The organism is Paenibacillus sp. FSL K6-1318 (assembly GCF_037976905.1).
Lineage (GTDB): Bacteria > Bacillota > Bacilli > Paenibacillales > Paenibacillaceae > Paenibacillus > Paenibacillus amylolyticus_A.
Map to the genome: position 1 here is coordinate 816298 of NZ_CP150270.1, position 19660 is coordinate 835957.

At 47.1% G+C, this 19660-nt stretch carries 17 protein-coding genes; 13 read left to right on the forward strand and 4 right to left on the reverse strand.

The window, feature by feature from the left end; genetic code table 11:
* The first annotated feature begins 82 nt into the window (after positions 1-82).
* The 7 genes from NYE45_RS03745 (at position 83) to NYE45_RS03775 (ending at position 7558) form a co-directional block, all read left to right on the forward strand.
* Positions 83-1036, forward strand: a complete 954-nt coding sequence (locus tag NYE45_RS03745; RefSeq protein ID WP_153028258.1) for a ring-cleaving dioxygenase — start codon at positions 83-85, stop codon at positions 1034-1036.
* Positions 1037-1050: 14 nt separating this feature from the next.
* A complete protein-coding gene (locus NYE45_RS03750) occupies positions 1051-1656 on the forward strand; it encodes an alpha/beta hydrolase (RefSeq protein ID WP_340017298.1) in 606 nt (201 codons plus the stop codon).
* A gap of 216 nt (positions 1657-1872) precedes the next feature.
* On the forward strand, positions 1873-4164 hold the full coding sequence (locus tag NYE45_RS03755; RefSeq protein WP_340015636.1) for a glycoside hydrolase family 3 C-terminal domain-containing protein: 2292 nt from the start codon (positions 1873-1875) through the stop codon (positions 4162-4164).
* A 34-nt stretch (positions 4165-4198) separates the two neighbouring features.
* Positions 4199-4330: a hypothetical protein gene (locus NYE45_RS03760; RefSeq protein ID WP_340015637.1), complete on the forward strand. Its 132-nt coding sequence runs from the start codon at positions 4199-4201 to the stop codon at positions 4328-4330.
* A 191-nt stretch (positions 4331-4521) separates the two neighbouring features.
* Positions 4522-5412: an alpha/beta hydrolase gene (locus NYE45_RS03765; RefSeq protein WP_340015638.1), complete on the forward strand. Its 891-nt coding sequence runs from the start codon at positions 4522-4524 to the stop codon at positions 5410-5412.
* A 251-nt stretch (positions 5413-5663) separates the two neighbouring features.
* Positions 5664-6956, forward strand: coding sequence for a threonine ammonia-lyase IlvA (ilvA, locus tag NYE45_RS03770; protein ID WP_339168452.1), 1293 nt, complete (start codon positions 5664-5666; stop codon positions 6954-6956).
* Between the two features lie 14 nt (positions 6957-6970).
* Entirely contained in the window at positions 6971-7558 is a 588-nt protein-coding gene (locus tag NYE45_RS03775; RefSeq protein WP_340015640.1) for a GNAT family N-acetyltransferase, read from the forward strand.
* 154 nt (positions 7559-7712) lie between these two features.
* Here NYE45_RS03775 and NYE45_RS03780 read toward each other — a convergent pair whose 3' ends face one another.
* On the reverse strand, positions 7713-8681 hold the full coding sequence (locus tag NYE45_RS03780; protein ID WP_340015641.1) for a hypothetical protein: 969 nt from the start codon (positions 8679-8681) through the stop codon (positions 7713-7715).
* Between the two features lie 317 nt (positions 8682-8998).
* Between NYE45_RS03780 and NYE45_RS03785 the strand changes: the two genes are divergently transcribed.
* Together NYE45_RS03785 and NYE45_RS03790 are read left to right on the forward strand one after the other, a co-directional pair.
* A complete protein-coding gene (locus tag NYE45_RS03785) occupies positions 8999-12124 on the forward strand; it encodes a copper amine oxidase N-terminal domain-containing protein (RefSeq protein WP_340015642.1) in 3126 nt (1041 codons plus the stop codon).
* A gap of 383 nt (positions 12125-12507) precedes the next feature.
* Positions 12508-13413: an AraC family transcriptional regulator gene (locus NYE45_RS03790; protein ID WP_340015644.1), complete on the forward strand. Its 906-nt coding sequence runs from the start codon at positions 12508-12510 to the stop codon at positions 13411-13413.
* Positions 13414-13516: 103 nt separating this feature from the next.
* On the opposite strand, the gene NYE45_RS03795 is transcribed toward NYE45_RS03790, so the two are convergent.
* On the reverse strand, positions 13517-14329 hold the full coding sequence (locus NYE45_RS03795) for a hypothetical protein (RefSeq protein ID WP_340015645.1): 813 nt from the start codon (positions 14327-14329) through the stop codon (positions 13517-13519).
* A 411-nt stretch (positions 14330-14740) separates the two neighbouring features.
* On the opposite strand from NYE45_RS03795, the gene NYE45_RS03800 reads away from it, so the two are divergent.
* From NYE45_RS03800 to NYE45_RS03810, 3 genes are all read left to right on the forward strand, one after another.
* A complete protein-coding gene (locus NYE45_RS03800; RefSeq protein WP_340015646.1) occupies positions 14741-14974 on the forward strand; it encodes a hypothetical protein in 234 nt (77 codons plus the stop codon).
* A 255-nt stretch (positions 14975-15229) separates the two neighbouring features.
* A complete protein-coding gene (locus NYE45_RS03805) occupies positions 15230-16060 on the forward strand; it encodes an alpha/beta fold hydrolase (RefSeq protein ID WP_036606057.1) in 831 nt (276 codons plus the stop codon).
* Positions 16061-16163: 103 nt separating this feature from the next.
* On the forward strand, positions 16164-16949 hold the full coding sequence (locus NYE45_RS03810; protein ID WP_062836227.1) for a class III extradiol ring-cleavage dioxygenase: 786 nt from the start codon (positions 16164-16166) through the stop codon (positions 16947-16949).
* Positions 16950-17122: 173 nt separating this feature from the next.
* Here NYE45_RS03810 and NYE45_RS03815 read toward each other — a convergent pair whose 3' ends face one another.
* Positions 17123-17335 carry a hypothetical protein gene (locus tag NYE45_RS03815; RefSeq protein ID WP_145152891.1) on the reverse strand — a complete coding sequence of 71 codons (213 nt, stop codon included), beginning with the start codon at positions 17333-17335 and terminating at the stop codon, positions 17123-17125.
* Between the two features lie 163 nt (positions 17336-17498).
* A complete protein-coding gene (locus NYE45_RS03820) occupies positions 17499-18038 on the reverse strand; it encodes a DoxX family protein (RefSeq protein ID WP_062836230.1) in 540 nt (179 codons plus the stop codon).
* A gap of 337 nt (positions 18039-18375) precedes the next feature.
* Between NYE45_RS03820 and NYE45_RS03825 the strand changes: the two genes are divergently transcribed.
* Positions 18376-19449 (forward strand): DUF3048 domain-containing protein, encoded by a 1074-nt coding sequence (locus NYE45_RS03825; RefSeq protein ID WP_340015648.1) that lies wholly within the window; start codon positions 18376-18378, stop codon positions 19447-19449.
* The last annotated feature ends 211 nt before the right edge of the window (positions 19450-19660 follow it).

Genomic DNA, 19660 nt, shown 5'->3' on the forward strand with positions numbered 1-19660 from the left:
AATTTAAAGATAAATAACAGAAACGAAATAAATAAAAGAAGCAAAACCAACCTATGATACTACTAAAACCAAGGGAGTGGAGATTATGTTCAGAACTTCAGGAATTCATCATATTACAGCTTTTGTTGACGATGCGCAGAAAAACGTTGATTTTTACGCAGGTGTGTTGGCGCTCAGACTGGTGAAAAAAACCATTAACTTTGATGCACCAGACGTGTATCACTTGTATTACGGAAACGAGCAGGGTGCACCGGGCACAATTATCACCTTTTTCCCACAGCAGAATTCAAGAAGAGGTGTCATTGGTTCAGGTCAGACTGGAGTTACCGTATATGCGGTTCCTGTGGGCAGCCTGCCTTTCTGGAAAGAACGTCTTGCTTCCTTCGATATTCCATATGAAAATAAAACGAGATTCGGTGAGCAATACATTCGTTTCTTCGACAAAGGTGGTCTGCTGCTTGAACTGGTTGAGCGCGAAGGTGGTCAGCCAAGCAAATGGTCTTTCAACGGTGTAACACCAGAGCATGCCATCAAAGGATTCGGCGGTGCCGTATTGTTCAGTCATGTTCCTGAGAAAACCATGGACGTATTGGTGAGCAAACTGGGTCTGGAGCAGGTTGGCGAAGAGGACGGACTCCTTCGTCTTCAGGCAAGCGGCGATATCGGTCAGATCATCGATATTCAGTCTACAGGTATTCAACGCGGGATTGGCGGAGCGGGAACGGTTCACCATATTGCATGGCGTGCAAAAGATTACGTAGAGCATGAACAAATTCAGCAGGATCTTGAACAATCCGGATATCATCCAACGCCAGTCATTGACCGTCAATACTTCAACGCTGTGTATTTCCGGGAGCCGGGAGGCATACTGTTCGAATTGGCTACGGATCCTCCGGGATTTGCACGGGATGAACCAGCAGAGAGCATGGGCGAGAAACTGATGTTGCCTGAATGGTATGAGCCACAGCGTGAGCAGATTGAACAATTGTTGCCACGAATCGAAGTACGTGAATGGAAAGGAGAGTCCAAATCATGACCACAACCAATACAATGAAACATATCTATAAAGCAGGTGCTCAGCCGGATGCTCCAACAATTCTGTTGCTTCACGGCACAGGCGGAACCGAGAATGATCTGGTCGGTCTGGCGGAGATGATCGCACCAGGAGCTGGCATTCTTGGGGTGCGGGGGAACGTATCGGAGAACGGGATGCCCCGTTTCTTCCGTCGTCTGGCCGAAGGTATTTTTGATGAAGAGGACCTGATTGCTCGCACGGCGGAGTTGGGGTCTTTCGTAGATGCAGCTGCGGTGGAATATGGCTTCGATCGTTCGAACGTGTATGCACTGGGCTATTCTAACGGTGCCAACATTGCAGCAAGCCTGATTTTCCATCAAGCGGATGTATTCAAAGGTGCAATTCTGCATCATCCGATGGTACCGCTGCGTGGACTGGAATTGCCGGATCTGAAAGATTTGCCTGTGTTCATTGGTGCGGGTGAGAACGATCCGATCGTACCCAGACGTGAAACGGAGGAACTTGCTTCGCTGCTGAGCGGTGCGGGTGCCAATGTTAACACGCATTGGGAGCGTCAAGGTCATCAGTTGACTCGTACTGAGGCAGAAGCTGCGGCAGCTTGGTTCAAGACACAGGCTTAATTCGGGTGGATAGACGGTTATGAAACAGGTGAAGACAGCCTGATCGTGAAGATCGGGCTGTTTTTTCTTTTTATTTAGTCATCGACAGGAAGAGGAAATGATTGCCTGGTGTTATGTAACCGTTACTAACCGGGTAAACATTTGAATGTGTGGTAGATAACCTTGTATGCTTAGTGATATAGCTATGCATCAACATCATGAACTGGAGGGGTTAATGTGGAACGTAACATCAAAGAACTGGTACAGCGGATGACACTGGAAGAAAAAGCGGGTATGTGCTCGGGACTGGACTTTTGGCATCTGAAAGGGGTGGAGCGTCTTGGCATTCCATCCATCATGGTGACGGACGGACCTCATGGGTTGCGCAAGCAGGATGGGAGTGCAGATCATCTGGGTCTAACGTCGAGCGTACCTGCAACCTGTTTCCCATCTGCGGCAGGATTGGCTAGTTCATGGGACAAGGAGCTGGCGCGCCAGGTCGGGGTTGCCTTGGGTGAGGAGTGTCAGGCCGAGGATGTAGCGGTACTGCTTGGGCCGGGTGTAAACATTAAACGTTCCCCGCTGGGCGGGCGTAATTTTGAATACTTTTCCGAAGATCCGTTGTTATCTACGCAGATGGCTACCGGTCATATTCAAGGTGTGCAGAGTCAGGGTGTGGGTACGTCTCTCAAACACTTTGCAGTCAATAATCAGGAAGAACGGCGCATGTCGATTGATGCGGTGGTAGATGAACGGACGTTGCGCGAGATTTATCTGGCGAGCTTCGAAGGTGCGGTGAAGGATGGACAGCCGTGGACGGTGATGTGTTCCTACAACAAGGTGAACGGTACGTATGCAGGTGAGAATGAATGGTTGCTTACGGATATCCTGAAAGACGAATGGGGTCACGAAGGTCTTGTGGTATCAGACTGGGGTGCGGTCAATGAACGTGCAGACGCCCTTGCAGCAGGACTGGAACTGGAGATGCCAACAAGCGGTGGAATTGGTGAGCGTAAAGTGATCGATGCCGTAGAGAGCGGACAACTGCCGCTGGACAAGCTGGATCGGGCAGTGGAGCGTCTACTTAAGCTGATCTTCAATGCCGTTGATCAAAAGCAAGAAGGGGCTACATATAACAAGGATGAGCATCACCAACTTGCGCGCAAGGTAGCAGCCGAGAGTATGGTTTTGTTGAAAAATGAAGAAGGTCTCCTGCCGCTGGGCCGTGAAGGCGAAGTGGCGTTAATCGGAGCATTTGCGCGTAAACCCCGCTTCCAGGGCGGCGGCAGTTCCCACATTAATCCGACCAAAGTGGATGATATTGTGGAAGAAATGACACAGGTGGCTGGCGAAGGTGTAACCTTCTCTTATGCTCCGGGTTATCGGATTGAAGCGGATGATGTGGATGAAACGTTAATGCATGAGGCTGTTCAGGCCGCACAGTCAGCGGATACCGCCGTGGTGTTCGTTGGATTGCCGGATCGTTATGAATCCGAAGGTTATGATCGTGCCCATCTGCGTCTGCCTGACAACCATATTCGGTTAATCGAAGAGATTGCTAAGGTTCAATCACGTGTCGTCGTTGTACTGAGCAACGGATCTCCAGTGGAGATGCCTTGGCTACCTCAAGTACAAGCCGTGCTCGAAGCTTATCTTGGTGGACAGGCCGTTGGTGGAGCGATAGCTGATCTGTTGTATGGAGAGGTAAATCCATCCGGTAAACTGGCGGAGACGTTCCCTGCCAAGCTTAGCCATAATCCATCTTATCTGAATTTCCCTGGTGAAGGGGATCGTGTCGATTACCGGGAGGGTATCTTTGTTGGTTATCGCTATTATGATAAAAAAGAGCTGGAGCCACTATTCCCGTTTGGATATGGACTGAGTTACACGACATTTGAATATGCTGATCTGAAGGTAGATCGCACAGAACTGACCGATCAGGATGAAGTGAATGTGCATGTTCGGGTTACCAATACCGGAGACCGAGCAGGAAAGGAAATTGTGCAGCTGTATGTCAGCGACGTAGAGAGCACGGTTATTCGTCCGGTCAAAGAACTGAAAGCTTTTGCCAAAGTGACTCTGGAACCTGGAGAATCCGAAGTGGTAAGCTTTACACTAAACAAGCGTTCATTCGCCTACTACAACGTGGATATGAAGGACTGGCATGTGGAGACCGGAGAGTTCGAGATTCAGGTCGGCAGTTCCTCACGGGACATTCAAGTGCACACACGTGTGAACGTAGAGTCTACAGCGACATTCCTTCCAACTTACACGCGTAATAGTACATTGGGAGATATCCAACGTGATCCGGCCCATAAACAGCTGCTGGAACAGGCTTTGCAGCAATTCCAGGAGGCTAGTGGATTTGGCGGTGATGATGCTGGGGATCACGCGGATATGATGGATGCGATGATGAAATATATGCCGCTGCGTGCACTTGTTGCGTTTAGCGGTGGGGCCATGACGGAAGAAGCGATGAATGAGCTTCTGGAGCAGCTGAACAAAAAGGACCATGGTATTCGAGGATAAGGGTCGGTACCCTTAAACGGAGATTTGTCCAACCTTGGATTCAACGATTGTGCAATCCGTGCAGGAACTGCGCACGAAGCAACAAGAATGTATATATGAGGGCCAGCCGCATAGTGCTGGGACAGTTACCCGATCCAATCATGGATCGGGTTTTCTTTTTGCATAAGGAAATGGAGGGTTAAAGAAACGGTGGGATAGGGAGTATCCTTGCAACGTGACAGAGGTGACAGGACTGCTGTAACTTGATGAAGCCATATGGTTGTCGTATAGCATGGATTATTCTATAATGAAGTAATTGATAATCATTTTCAATTAGATTCGGTGAAAGATGACTATGCTTGTAATCAGGAGGGGAATATGAATCCTAACCCTAGCTCTCATACGTTTGGTTCAAGTGCGTTTGTTCAGACCCGCGATGGTCGCAAACTACATTATATGTCCAGGGGAACAGGGGAACTGACGGTTGTATTTGAATCCGGTATGGGTGCCTCCAGATCCAACTGGGGACTGGTAGCACCAGCCATTGCTGAGCATGCACGTGTTGTCGTGTATGACAGGGCAGGGGCGGGGCGAAGCGATATCGACTCGGCTCCCCGCAGCCTTCAACGCATTTCAGGGGATCTTGGGGAACTGCTGACAGCGCTGGGCCCGGGCCCATTCATTCTGGTTGGACATAGCTGGGGAGGTCCGATTGTACGGGCTGCGGCAGCTGCACATCTATCTCGATTACGTGGCATTATCCTGGTAGATCCATCAGACGAGCATTGCGAAATGTATTTCTCCAAGCTTACTAAAAAGAGCTTTGCCATTAATGGTTTCATTATTCCAATCATGGCGCGTACGGGCTTATATAAGTTGCTCGGTAGCAAAGCTGGAAGTGTTCAGCCTGACGATGTGGCAGCGGATCACCTCAAGGAGGATTTCACTGTAAGGGCAGCCAGCACGATGCTCGCGGAAGGCAAAACATTTCTGGATGACATGGCAGCACTGCTGGAACATCCTCCGGCTCTGGGTGATCTGGAAGTCAGCGTGATCTCGGGTACGAAACTGGGCAAGGGAGAAGCGAAAATCAGACCTGCCCTCATCACGGCGCATCGCCAGACGGTGAGCCAGCTGTCCAATGCGAGATGGATTGAGGCGGATCAATCCGGTCATATGGTTATGTTTACAGACCCACAGGTTATTATTGATGAAATTATACGAATGATAAATGATGTGAGCTCAGGCGCAAGAACAGAACAAAAGTGATACAATACAAAGAAAAGCAGTGCGCGACATTGCTAGATAAGTCGAATTAGTCATTTACACGATAACGAAGAGGACAGAAAGAACCTGAAAAAGCGGAGCGTTCGCCTTTATCACCGGATTTTTCCCTTAGAAAGGGAATCGAAAAAATCTGGGGATAACAGCGATTGGAGGGTTATTCTGTCATCGTAGTTTCAGTGTAAATAAACTTTGTTCAACTTATATAGACCATAAAAGCGGAGTGTGGAGACAACATGAAACCAGTTGAACAAGAACCAACGGGGACCACAAGTCCCGGTCGTGCCAGTGTTGGCATGGAAGATATCGTGCGCGCACATCATGTGCTGCGTGAGGTCATTGTAAGAACGCCGTTGCAGCGGGATGCTGTATTGTCGGCCAAATATAACTGTAATGTTTATCTGAAAAGGGAAGACCTTCAAGTGGTGCGTTCGTTCAAAATTCGGGGCGCCTATAATATGATTCGCAGTCTGACACCAGCCGAGATGGAGAAGGGTATTGTCTGTGCAAGTGCGGGCAACCATGCTCAGGGTGTTGCTTTTAGCTGTAATGCGCTCGGAATTAACGGCAAAATCTTCATGCCGAGTACAACACCGAACCAGAAGGTGAAGCAGGTACGACGCTTTGGAGGAGACAACGTTGAAGTGGTGCTGATCGGAGATACGTACGATGATGCATACGCAGAAGCGATGCGTGCATGTGACGAACAGGGTATGACGTTCATCCATCCTTTTGATCAACCCAAGATTATTGCAGGTAATGGTACGGTAGCGATGGAAATCATGGAAAGTCTCGATGAGAATGCCGACTATGTGTTCGTTACGATTGGTGGCGGTGGGTTGGCAGCCGGCGTGGGAACTTATATGAAGACCGTGAGTCCGGAGACACGCATCATTGGTGTTGAGCCACTTGGGGCAGCTTCCATGAGTGAGGCGATGTTCCGTAAACAGGTTGTTACGCTGGATGATATTGATAAATTCGTGGATGGCGCAGCGGTGAAACGGGTTGGTGATCTGACCTTTGAGATCTGCAGCAGCGCACTGGATGACATTGTGAAAGTGCCAGAAGGCAAAGCCTGCACAACCATTCTGGAGCTATATAATGAAAATGCGATCGTTGTCGAGCCTGCCGGTTCCTTGGCTGTTGCGGCGCTTGAGCAGTATCGTGAACAAATTGTGGGCAAGACGGTGGTCTGCGTTATTAGCGGCGGGAACAACGATATTGACCGGATGCAGGAGATCAAGGAACGTTCCCTCATCTATGAAGGTCTGAAGTATTATTTCATGGTTAATTTCCCGCAGCGTGCAGGAGCTTTACGTGAATTCCTGGAGGAAGTTCTAGGGAAGAATGATGATATCACGCGATTTGAATATACGAAAAAGCATGATAAGGAAAATGGCCCTGCCTTGGTGGGGATCGAGCTGATGTACAAGGAAGATTACCAACCGCTCATTGAACGTATGAACCGCAAAGGTATCGCCTATACCGAGCTGAACAAAAATCTCAATCTGTTCAACATGTTAATCTGATGAATCATTCCAGTATGCAATCAGATCACCAAGAAACATCCCCTCTGATCAGACCTGCGCGCATAGAAGATGCAGATCAGGTCATTCCTTTACTGTATCAGGCGATAGGGGATATTGCTTACGCGCTTGCGGGTGAGGCGGATCATGAGAAGGCGATGCAGATTTTGCAGGAGTTCTATGTACAGGAAAACAACCGGATTAGCTATCGTCATGTAACAGTGATGGAGCAGGATGGACTAATCGCGGGGATTCTAGTGGCCTATGATGGCGGTGAAGCAGATCTTCTGGATCAGCCGATTCTGAATCGCCCTGGACGAAATCAGGATGAGAAGTATATTTTGGTCAAAGAAACCCGTCCGGGTGAGTATTATCTGGATACTCTCTCGGTAAGTGAAGCTTATCAGGGGCAGGGCATCGGCCGGGCACTGATGGCTGCTTTTGAGGAGCAGGGCAGAGAACTGGGTCACTCACAGGTATCCCTGATTGTAGAACGGGACAACGGCCGTGCGCTAATGCTCTATGAACGGCAGGGATACGTCAAAGACGATGTGATTGTCATCGCAGGACATGAGTATAATCATATGGTCAAACCGATTCAATAAAGCAGGGAGCTGACGGGTTAAGTCAGTTTTGACTATAGAAACAAGAAGAAACCGCCACAGGGAGAATCCTGTGGCGGTTTTTGTCGTGGTGATATGTTCGAATTGAGCCCGAGTTTTGGCTTGGCCCGAATATTAACTAGGGGGACGGATTAACTCAATAATTTGCATAATCGCTGACCGGGATGTTCTGCTCCAACCATTTCTCGACAGCAGTCGTTTTCTCGAATTTGGCTTCGGTGACGATATCCATGAACTTCTGGAGTTTGGTTAGGAAGTCACTATCTTCAGATGAGTTACGTTGTAAGACAGCTTTGTAACCTTTCTGGGCATTGGCAGTCATTTTATTCGTTTCATAGTCAAATAGAGGCGTATTATTCAGGCCATAAAACGTATATAAGGTATAGTTATTCATCAGGTTGTTCACTTGTTTTACCCGATTGGACTTCGGATATTCGTTCAGGAATCGTTCCTGATTCAAAGCTCGATTGAGTATCTCCTGGTAACCAATGACCAGTGCACCATCATCGGCGGCAAGGTTACTGGTTTCGACCGCCATGATATTGATGTATTGTTTGATGTCTGGTTTCACGTACGAGATATATTTCTGAAAAGCCATATAATTCATGATCGGATAGAGGGAACCTTCCAGCATGACCAAGCGATAACCGCTATCCCGTGCTTGCTGGAGCAGTGCACGCAGACTGGCGTCGTTGGTGCGGCTCATCAGTTGGGTGAAGCTATCATTCCACTTGTAGGCTTTGATCATTTTGTCTTGAACATTAGGTACCAGTAGACGGTCCGTCATGGCTGTTAACGCCTTGTTGCGGGCATTCTCCAGCTGTAAGACCATCAGAGTTGCATGATGAGTGGTGACTTGATTGATATGAGATTCGAGATAAGTATCCGCGGCAGGTAAGCCGTTCTTTTTGTAGAGCATGGACTGAAATGTTTTATATATCGTTGTTGAACTGGCAGTCGTGACTTTGGTATCTGTACTGGAAGATGCGGCAGCAGCGACTCCAGATAATGGAGCTACGGTCGTTTGGAGCAGCATGACGATGGCAGTAGCTGTAATGAAGGTGCGCATGCCTTTACGTTTGGCAGATTGGAACGATGATGTCATAGATATGAACCTCCCGTAGTTAAGAAAATGATAGGCGTTGTTCACTAGTCACTATACATTAACCCAATTGGTGCAGGATGTGGTTGCGGAATGGTGACAAATTCTTCTGTTATTTTTAACTTTTGGAGGGTGGAAGATAGAGGAATATTTCTGCGAAAATATTTTTTGTACAACTGGAAACTTTTAAGCTGATCGGAACGTCTTAGTTGTGCATAGGTAAATACAGGAATTAAATGAAATGAACAGCGAAAACTTTTCGTTGTTATCAATTTGCGAGAATGGGGATATGGGATATGAGGAAAGCGGGAGGAAAACAAGTGAAGAAGGTCATGTCAGCGCTGGCTGTATCAGCTATGCTGATGTCCGCACTTCCAACGTCGGTTATGGATGCAGCTGCGAGAATCAGTATATATATTAATGATGCAGAGTTATCATCTGCTCAGGCACCTGTCATGAAAGGTGGACGCGTACTGGTTCCACTTCGGTCGATTTTTGAAGGATTGGATGCGAAGGTACAGTACACCAACAGAACCAAAACGATTGTTGCAACTCGCGACGATCAGGAAGTTACTTTGACACTCGGTTCCAAAACGGCATACATCAACGGGGAAGCGATCTCGCTGGATGTACCTGCGAACACGATCAAGGGCAACACGATGGTTCCCATTCGTTTTGTCAGTGAAGCTTTTGGAGAGAAAGTATTCTGGAACTCGCGCAATCAGCGTGTAGATATCAAGACAACGGCAACGCCTCCAGTGGATGAGACACAATATGCTGCATGGAACATCTATGGTTCGGTATCCGGAAGTAATGGGGATGGTCGTGATCTGACCGTGAGCTTCACACGTCCAACTTCAGAGAGTGCAGTATCTGCTTACCGAATTATGCTAGTGAAAACTCGCGATGTGAATAGCTTTACGGAGTCGTCAGCATCTGCTGTACCTTCTGCAAACTATACATCCGTAACACCAAATAATAGCAACCCGAAACTGACGCTCAATGCACAGACACGTGACGTGAATGGGGATTTACTCAATAGCAATGAAACGTATCGCCTGTATGTACTGACTGTTGGAAACAGCAACAATAATTATAAAAACGCATTGAAGTGGTCTTCCCAAACGTTGAAGCTCAATAATGTGAAATCTACAGTACAGGCGGTAACAAGCCTGCGCGCCGCAGACATTAGCGACTATGGCGATGGCCGTGATCTGGAGATTAATTTCACGCAACCGAGCACGACATCGAACATTACGTATTATCGTGCTTTTGTAGTCAAAGCGAAGGACTCTTCCGCATTCAATCTGGCTGCAGCGAATAAAGTGTCCAGTGCAAACTCCACGATCATATACAAAGGCAACGCTGCTGCTGTCAAAAGCCAGCTAACTTCTTCAACACGGGATACGTCCGGCGAATTGATCAAAAGTGGTACAGCGTACGTGGTTTACATCCTGTCGGTAAGCACGAATGAAGCAACAACAGACAGCAAGTTGTCCGCGGCATCCTCTTCACTTACGTTGTCCGTGAACACAGCAACATCTCCGGTAATTACGCAAGTGAGAGATAACTCGGATTATGGAGATGGTCGTGATATTCAGGTGAGCTTCAACCGTTCATCGGATGAGTCCAAGGTGGCGAATTATCGCGTCTTCGTGGTGCGTAACTCGGTTGCCAGTAGCTTCAATCTGACGACGGCAAGCAACCTGTCCTCCAGTCTGTACTATACGGTGAACAAAACAGGCAACAACATTACAACGACATTGCCTTCATCCATGAAGGACACAAGCGGTTATAATGTAACGAATCTGCAAGATTATCGCATCTTTGTGATGGCGGTAGGTAACCAGCAAAATGGATACACCAATGCGCTGTCAGCTTCCTCTACAGCTCTGAGACTGACAACGACCGGTAACGCGGGAGTCATTAGCAACCTGGCTGTTGCGGATATTGGTGACAACGGTGATGGGCGTGATCTACGGGTTTCGTTCAACAAAGCCGCGGATGAGTCCAGAATCTCTGCCTACCGAGTATATGTAGTTCGTTCCGCTAATGTGGGCAGCTTCACACTAAGCGCAGCTAATGCGTCAAACAACTATACGCAGGTGAACAAAACGGGTGGTAACTTGTCAGTTACGCTTCCTAATGCATATGATACAAGCGGTTCTAAAGTCCAAGAAGGTGTTAGTTATCGTGTCTTTGTTGTATCGGTGAGCAACAGTGGGAACGCTAGCCAAAACGCAATATCAAGTTATTCAGCATTAATCACATTATCCAAAACTGCTGCTTTGACTGCCCCGACAATCATTACAGCAACGGATATCGGCGATAATGGTAATGGTAGCGACATAAGTGTGACGTTTAATAGATCGGCGAATGAGACTAATGTTCATCACTATCGTGTATTCGTGGTAAAGAAAACGAATGTAAGTGGATTTGATCTGGCAGAAGCGAATCGGAATCCTAATTTTACCCTCCAGAGTAAAACTGCAGGAAGTGGAAACTACACTTTGACTTTAAATAATGCAAAAACGACAGATGGCGCAAATATTCGTAATGATGAAGATTATCGTATATTTGTACTGGCGGTGAGCAACACCGGTACTATTTCTAATGCTCTATCTACGGTTTATTATGATGTTAGGTTGTCTGTAAATAGTGAAGTTGGGAAAGTTGCAATCACAGATGTTGAAGTCAAGAAAGAAGAGCAAGCTGCAGGTAATGCTACCGATGTAAAAGTGACATATACAAAACCAGTCCCTGATCAAGCCATTGGACGTTATGTGTTAATGGTAGTACCTGCATCTACAACTTTCGATCTAAATGCGGCCAAAAAAACGGCTAAAACCAGCAATTCGCTAGATGTCTCTTCAAGTGCAGTAACAGAACTTCCGGTTTCTTTATCTGATAGTAATGGTGATGAGATCAAAGCTGGAGCATACAAGATTGTTATTTTGTCCGAATCATCTGATGGTAAACGAGAATCAAGTATGACTACGTCGGCTCCTTTCACTATTAAAGCAAAAAAACAGGCGCCAACGACTGTTGATAGCGTAACAGCTCTGGAAGCATCTGCAAGTGCATCTGTAATTAATGTTAGTTTCACAAAACCTAAAAACGAAGCTGGAATTGAACGCTATGATATATACATCGTTAAGGAAGGGAGTACCACAATCGATAGCGGTCTGGGCAGCCCAGTAGGGAGTGTAATAAGTGGGGCTAACAATCCTTCAACAGCAAAGATTGAAATTACCAGTAATTCAACGGATTCAGATGGAGTTGTTCTCGGTTCAGGAGATTATAAAATCAGGGTAGTATCCGTAGTTAATGATCCTGCAAAATATACAAACAACAGGTCAGATGTATTTAATTTTCCTATCACGCTAGTATCTTCTGGAACCGACAATGGTACTGGTGCGCAAGCATCTGCTGGAGAAACTCCATAAAAATGATCAAGACTTAATGTTTGGATGCATGGAACATCTGGATATCTGATACAGGTAGTGAAGGGCACGGAATCGATTTTGAAGAAGCGTTAGAGTTCGCCTTAGTCTCCGAATTTCGACCTTTTAAAGGTGAATGAAGAAATTTGGAGACAACAGCAATCGAAGGAACGATCCGTGACCGGAACGGCCATTATCAGAAGAACATTTATTATTCAGTAAAGTAACACGCTAACTCCCTTTCCAAAAGAGAAGGGGAGTTTTTTTATTACCATATTGAAAATCTTGTCGCCAAAAAGGTTCCTTAGACCATTGCTGGAATAGGACAAACCGATGGATAATAGAACGAATAAGCTAGAAGCCTATGAGCCGAAAGGAATGATGGAATGCTTGCATTTCGTTTGACGGGCCTGCCGGATTCCCGTTTGCCGCTGTACCTATATTGTGTGGGCACGCAGGAAGAGAAAGGTCTGCATAGACCGGATGGATTTCCAGTGTATCAGTTGTTTTTGTCACGTGGTGGTGAAGGGCAGTTCAGGATACCGGGAAAAGGGACATGGACCATGGGAGCAGGGCAGTTATTCATCGTGAAACCCGAGGTTGCGCATGAGTATGTGCCTCATTCCAAAACAAACGGAGAGCTCGGTTATATCGGTATTGGCGGTGCATCGGCTGGATCGGTACTTCAATGCGCGGGTTTGCTTCAGAACGAGCCGTACCATATCTCCGGTTTTGAAATCATCTGGTCACGGATGACCAATCTCTGGCACGCGCTCGATCAAGGAGCAACGGAGATGTGGAACACATCAACGCTGATCTACCAGCTCATTTTGGATTTAGCGCAATCCGTAACGCCCTCTGATGTTGGTAGCGTAGATGTTGGATCATCTACGGCGCAAGATGGGCCTGTAACACATTCTAATCGAGATTGCGATCCGGGCAAAGATGCACTCATGCGAGCAGTAGCATTGATGCATACACATTATCAGGACGACCTGTTATTGAAGCATGTAGCTGACGCAGTGGGTTATTCGGTGCAGCATCTCAATCGATTATTTCATCATCATTATGGCGTGACAGGACATCAATATATGCAACGATTACGTTTGCAGAAGGCTTCGGACTGGATGGACAAGCATCCACGAGCAAGTGTGCGAGAGGCGGCAGAGACCGTGGGGATGGAAGTGAACTATTTTATCCGGATGTTCAAGCGGGAGTTTGGAGAGACACCGGGCAAAGGAATCAAACATCGGAACCAGCTCCAAATGGAAAAAGACCTCACGAATTCGTGAAGCAAACACGTGCCCTTTTTTCGCGTGAATATCATCAGAAGGATTAATTCAATCAGAATATAAAAAGGGACCCTCAAGGCCCCTTAATCGGTTATATAACGTGTTATGCTGTTTTCTTTTGTCCAAATAAAGGCCTTAACGTTGCCAGCCCCACAACACCGATCACCGCGCTCACCCACGGAGCCAGTGCAAATACCGGAAGCTTATCACGCAGTGGATACCCCACAAACAACACGAGTACCACGATTACGATGTAGATGATGATTCCCTTAAGGTTAACCTTAGGTACGGTGTTCTTGTCCGCTCCTTCATCATCCGGTCGCTCTGCAAGGCGACGCAGCATCTCCACCAGAGCAATCCCGCCTACAGCCGCAACGATCAGAGAGAACAGACTAATGTGCTGGAATGGTTCCGTATCTCCGCCGGTCCAACCCACAAACAATCCGGCACATCCTTGAATCAACATGACAAAAGACAAAGCCGCCCAAGCGATCATGGCATACCACTTCGGTGTCCGTTTCACTGGCTCTGGATTCTCAGTTGGCTGTGGTTCTGCAACGCTGGCTTTCTTTTTCGCTGAAGGGGATGGACTTGTAGCACGGGTTGGATCGGATTTACCCACCTCAACGGCAGCCGTCTTCTCCGGTGCTGTATTTGTTACCCCGAGCTGTGTAAGGATGTCTTGCTCCAGATCAGGTCCATATAGCTCGCGAGCGGGCTTATTATCCTTCTGAGCCTGCACGATCGCTCTTCCTGCGGAGAGAATCCACTCTTCCTGTGTTCTCTCGTCAGCTGGCGCATGGCGTGCTATTGTGCTGATCTGGTCATACAGTTTTACATTTTCAGGTGTCATCCGACTCATCTCGGTTATTTGCCGATTCTGTATTTCTTTAAGCTTCTTGTAGGAAATCCCCAATGATTGCTCCCCCTGTCTACACACGTTCTGATCTCCCAATATATGAAGACCCTGACGGTATTTTAGTATACGGGAAGGGCTCTCGTTTCGCAAAGTCATTCCTTATAAAAAAGCTGCTCATGGTGGACCCATATCCACACACAGGCCAGTATGACACAGGTGCATAACAGCACCAGTTTTCCGTGATGTTGAATCCATTCCAGTAGATGTCCCATGAATTCATTCCTTTCGGCAGAAGGATTCCGAGGCAGATGCTGCCTATAATTATTGGTTTATTTTCCCCGATTGATGTAAAAAAATACCCTCATATCTTCCAGATCTAACGATTGTGTGAAGTATGCATAAAGAGCAGTCGATTCCATCACAATAGTAGCATTTCCAACAGAAATCCGAGATTGGAGTGTGCTTGTTATGGATAAACAAACAGATTTGACACGGAAGCTACTGCTGAACAGCAACTCCCGTGGAGTCGTGGATGAGGTTGTGTCTTTGGAGGAGAACCTGGAGGATACGGAGTATGCAGAAGAACTGACAGATGGCAATCTGAGGGGAAGAAGTTTCTGGGACAACAGTGTTTCCGGTCATGAGCATGAATGGAATGGACGTGTGGAGACACACGAGATGTTCCGTAGAAGCTACGAATAGTTATCCTTGACCAAGGTGTATGAAGTCCAGAAAATATCCGGGCCAGCTGTAACCAGCTTGGCTCATTTTTTTGCGTCCATTAACCGATAAAATGTAGACTGGCAGTAGACTTACAAAGCGTTTTTACTGACGTTGACTTGCAGGTTGCGGGATGATAATATATGAATATCATCTTAATACACACTAAACTTATCGGATTATATATATTTAATAAATGGAACATCGACAGGCTACGTATGGAAAGGGGAAATCGGCATGGAACGTCAGATCAGTATCCGTCATGGACAGGAAGAATTAACAGCTACGATTCATTATCCGGTTGTGAAAGATATCAAGGAGGAGAAGAGTCAGCAGCGAGTACCTCTGGCAGTTATATGCCACGGCTTCGTTGGTAGCCGGATCGGCGTGGATCGTCTGTTTGTAAAGACTGCACGGGAGCTCGCTGAAGACGGCTATCTGGTACTTCGTTTTGATTACATCGGTTGCGGAGAGAGCAGTGGTGAGTATGGAGCAGAGGGACTGGAGTCGATGGTGCTACAGACCCGCTCGGTGCTGGATTACGCGGTGAATTGCAGTGATGTAGATCCTACGCGCGTTACACTAATTGGTCATAGTCTGGGTGGTGCCGTTGCATTACTAACTGCTGTGCGCGACAAACGTGTCAAGAACTTGGTTATGTGGTCCTCTGTAGGTTATCCATTCAATGATATCGTGAAGATTACGGGGCGGGAAGTATATGATGAAGGCGTGAAACTGGGGGCGGCTGACTATCTCGGATACAAATTCACACCGACCTTCTTCGAGTCTCTCGCTGAACAACAGCCATTCCAGGAAGCAGTTAAGTTTAGTGGCGATGTTCTCGTCGTGCACGGCACGTCAGATGAGATTATCCCTGTCGACTACGCATTCCTGTATCAAAAGGTATTCTGGATGCGCCAGGAAGGCCGTTGCGACAAGGAGATCATCTTCCAGGGTGATCACACCTTCTCTTCAGGTAAAGAGCGGGAACAGCTGATTACGCGTACCAGAGAGTGGCTGGGTGAACGCCAGAAGATCGAACAGGATTGGCAGCACTGGATGATATAAATGGCAGGATTGCAACTGTTTGGGGATGTCAGCTTGGAAAAGCGCCTTCTTAGGGGTAAAATAGAGGAGTAAGCATTCTATCCGTGTCTGGAGGTTGGCAGCAATGACATTACCCGCACTTTTCATTGCGCATGGTTCTCCCGCTCTGGCGGTGGAGAGCAATGACTACACTCATTTTCTGAACCAGCTTGGAGACAGGCTGCCGGCTCCGAAAGCCATTGTCGTATTTACGGCGCATTGGGATTGTCCCGAACCGTCCGTGACGATGGATGATACACATCAGACCTTGCATGATTTTTACGGATTTCCCTCTACGATGTATACCATGGAATACCCTGCATCTGGGCAGCCAGATCTAGCGAATGAGATATGTGCTTTGTTCACCCGCAGCAATCTGGCGCATCAACCGATTCGAGGTCGTGGCCTGGATCATGGCGTATGGGTACCGCTGCTACATATGTACCCTGAGGCTAATATCCCTGTGATCGCCGTATCTGTAGACTCGCTGCGTACGCCGCAGGAACAGTATGATATTGGTCGGATGCTGGAACAGTTGCGTCATGATGATGTGCTGATCATTGGCAGCGGTGGAACGGTCCACAATTTGCGATTGCTGGGCAATACGGATGAGCCGCAAGAGTGGGCAGTGGAATTTGATAACTGGATCGGGGAGCGCTTGGAGCAGTGGAACACGAGAGAGCTGTTTCAATATGAGAAAAAAGCCCCTCACGCACGCACGGCAGTTCCGTCTTATGGTACAGAACACCTTGCGCCTTTATTCTACGCTATGGGTACAGCGGACATGTCCCGATCGGCGAAGCGTCTATTCCAGTCTTATCCTTACGGAACGCTCAGTTTGAACTGCTGGCAGTTTGGAGACGGCGTGTAACTTGGAACAGACAACAGCCTGATTCATGGCTAACTAGTTAGATTTGTATGGATAACGTGGGATAGAGTATACGATTAAAATAAATAAACAAAAAAAAGGTTTCTGTACCCGCTTGATGGGCTACAGGAACCTTTTTCGATACCAGGTCTAATTTATTTGTGCAATGGGGGCCCTTATTTGCGGATTTCGAACAATTCACAGTCTGTACGCGAATGATAAGCGAGTTCACTGACACTGGATTGGACAACCACGGTATTGCTGTCAAAACGGATAATGATGCCACCGGAGTCAATCTGGTGATTATCTTTAAAAACTCGAACCTTATGCTTCATATTCATGGCTTCCTGAAAGTCCGCATCGGTCTCAAGACGGCGCTGGGTCGGCATATCGTGTACTCCTTTGAAGTTCAACTTTATGTTCATCATAATACGTTTTTCTGTGACAGGGCAAGTCAGGCGGGGTCATCCGGGCTAATCTTGGAAAGCAAAAAGCCCTGCTCTCCGGGGGATGGAGAGTAGGGCTGAAAATTTGATGAATGATTGCTATTGCTTAAGCTGTTTTTTGAGTCGGGCTAATCGTTGGTGTGTCTTTAGGATGATTCCCTTTGTTGCGAGTGATCAATCCGCGAAGGTAAGGCAGTACCCAGTGATCCAGACCGATTTTACCAGCATTTGCACCAGCAACAACCAGGAAGATTTGCATCAGAACCAGTTGAGCGTTCGTGCTTACTGTACCCGAGAAGAGGAACGCGAAGTTCATCACGAGAGCCATCAGTGCAGCCAGTGTTGTGAAGCATCCGAGTAAGAGTCCTACACCTACAAGGAATTCACCCAGCGGGATGATGAAGTCGAACAATCCTGCGTTTGGTACAGCGAATTTCTCAAGGAATGTTCCCCACCATGCTTGAACTGTAGGGTTTTCACCCGTTGCTTTGCCGACTGCCCCAGCGAGGAACCCGCCAGCTTGGAATCCGCCGGTCAATTTGCTCCATCCGTGAGTCATCCAATCGTAACCGATATACACCCGAAGTACTGTCAAAATCCACATTGCTACTTTGTTTTCTCTAAGCCATTGGTTGAAGCTGAACATATGAACCACTCCTTCATGGAATTTAGTGTGTGTTGTTTTTGTTTTTCTAAGTGATCACCTTTGATGTCTTTATTGTATAGTTCAAAAGTCGTTTTGTTTGTGATTAAAATCACAATCTAGTTCAAATTTTAAGTAAGGTTTGAGAAGTTCACATTTAGGACATATTTTTCTGGCGATATGCTGTTTCAAATGCGAATTTCACGCTGTATCAAGGCCTTCTGGGCGCAGACAAATCAGATGGTGTGTGATTAAATGGAAAGAAATACGTGAAATGGTTGCCTACATGAGACATATATCACAACTTAGAACCAGGCCATATCGTTCAGGAGGTCCTATATTGAAGCTTTTTAAATGGAACAAAGCAGCATCGGCTGCATCCCTGTGTATTCTTGCATTGAGTCTTGTTGCCTGCCAAAACCAGGAGGTAGCCCAGATGCCACTTCAGCCAGAACCGACCCCAGCACCTGTGCAAGAAGAACAGAATGTGGAGGAGCCAAGCACGTCTCTTTACACAGCACCACTGACAGGTCTGCCTGTAGATGAAGCGATTACGCGTCGACCACTCGCCGTGATGATTAATAATGCTCCAGCAGCTCGGCCCCAATCGGGTCTGAGTTCAGCCGATATCATTTTAGAGGTCCTCGCAGAGGGAGGCATTACCCGTTTTATAGCCATCTTCCAGAGTGAAGGCGGTGCGGAGACGGTCGGACCGGTACGCAGCATACGTCCATACCTGATTGAGCTGGGCGAAAGTTATGATGGTGTACTGGTTCATGCCGGAGGTAGTCCAGAGGCTTATTCCATTTTGCAAAGGCAGCAGAAACAGCATATGGATGAAATATCGAATGGCGGGCCTTATTTCTGGCGTTCCTCTGATCGTAAAGCTCCACATAATCTGTATACCTCAGCGGACAAGCTAAGAGAAGGGGCAGATATCAAGGGATACAGTCATGACTTCAAGTCTCCGGTATACATCTATAACGAAGAGGGTGCGACATCAGCAGGAGAGACGGTGAAGCAATTCGATATCCATTATTTATTGGATAGTTACCGGGTGACGTATGATTATGATGAAGTTAGCGGACGATATATGAGAATGGTGAATGGCAAGGCAGATCAGGATCTGGATAACGGGAATCCGCTTGGTGCAACGAATATCATTGTTGCAGGTGCAGATCACAAAGTGCTCGATAGTGTAGGCCGGTTGTCCGTTAATTTGGATCAGGGCGGGGAAGCCATGCTGTTTCAGAAGGGCAAGATGATTCGTGGACAGTGGGTGAAGAAGCAGGGGGATATTATCCGTTTTGTTCGGGACGGCAGTGAAGTGGCTCTTGTACCTGGCAAAACCTTTATCAGCATTGTTCCGAATCAACCGGAATTTGCGAGTCATGTGAAGCTGGCTGTTCAATAAAGTTGTATGCAATGAAAGAAAACGATGAAACAAGTATACATTTTGTCGTCCCAAAGACATGATATTTTACCTTTGCGTGAAAAGCAGAATGGTGTCGAATCTGATTTTTGATGTCGAATTGTAAACGCAGTGTAAAATCTCGACTTGAATTTGCCATTATTCCAAATAATTAAGATTCATTTCAGATTAATGTGATAAGAATATAAAAAAG

Coding starts and splice junctions, on each gene's coding strand:
- NYE45_RS03750 (WP_340017298.1), top strand. CDS start 1,051: ATGAAACATATCTATAAAGCAGGTGCTCAGCCGGATGCTCCAACAATT.
- NYE45_RS03765 (WP_340015638.1), top strand. CDS start 4,522: ATGAATCCTAACCCTAGCTCTCATACGTTTGGTTCAAGTGCGTTTGTT.
- ilvA (WP_339168452.1), top strand. CDS start 5,664: ATGAAACCAGTTGAACAAGAACCAACGGGGACCACAAGTCCCGGTCGT.
- NYE45_RS03775 (WP_340015640.1), top strand. CDS start 6,971: ATGCAATCAGATCACCAAGAAACATCCCCTCTGATCAGACCTGCGCGC.
- NYE45_RS03780 (WP_340015641.1), bottom strand. CDS start 8,681: ATGACATCATCGTTCCAATCTGCCAAACGTAAAGGCATGCGCACCTTC.
- NYE45_RS03790 (WP_340015644.1), top strand. CDS start 12,508: ATGCTTGCATTTCGTTTGACGGGCCTGCCGGATTCCCGTTTGCCGCTG.
- NYE45_RS03800 (WP_340015646.1), top strand. CDS start 14,741: ATGGATAAACAAACAGATTTGACACGGAAGCTACTGCTGAACAGCAAC.
- NYE45_RS03805 (WP_036606057.1), top strand. CDS start 15,230: ATGGAACGTCAGATCAGTATCCGTCATGGACAGGAAGAATTAACAGCT.
- NYE45_RS03810 (WP_062836227.1), top strand. CDS start 16,164: ATGACATTACCCGCACTTTTCATTGCGCATGGTTCTCCCGCTCTGGCG.
- NYE45_RS03815 (WP_145152891.1), bottom strand. CDS start 17,335: ATGCCGACCCAGCGCCGTCTTGAGACCGATGCGGACTTTCAGGAAGCC.
- NYE45_RS03820 (WP_062836230.1), bottom strand. CDS start 18,038: ATGTTCAGCTTCAACCAATGGCTTAGAGAAAACAAAGTAGCAATGTGG.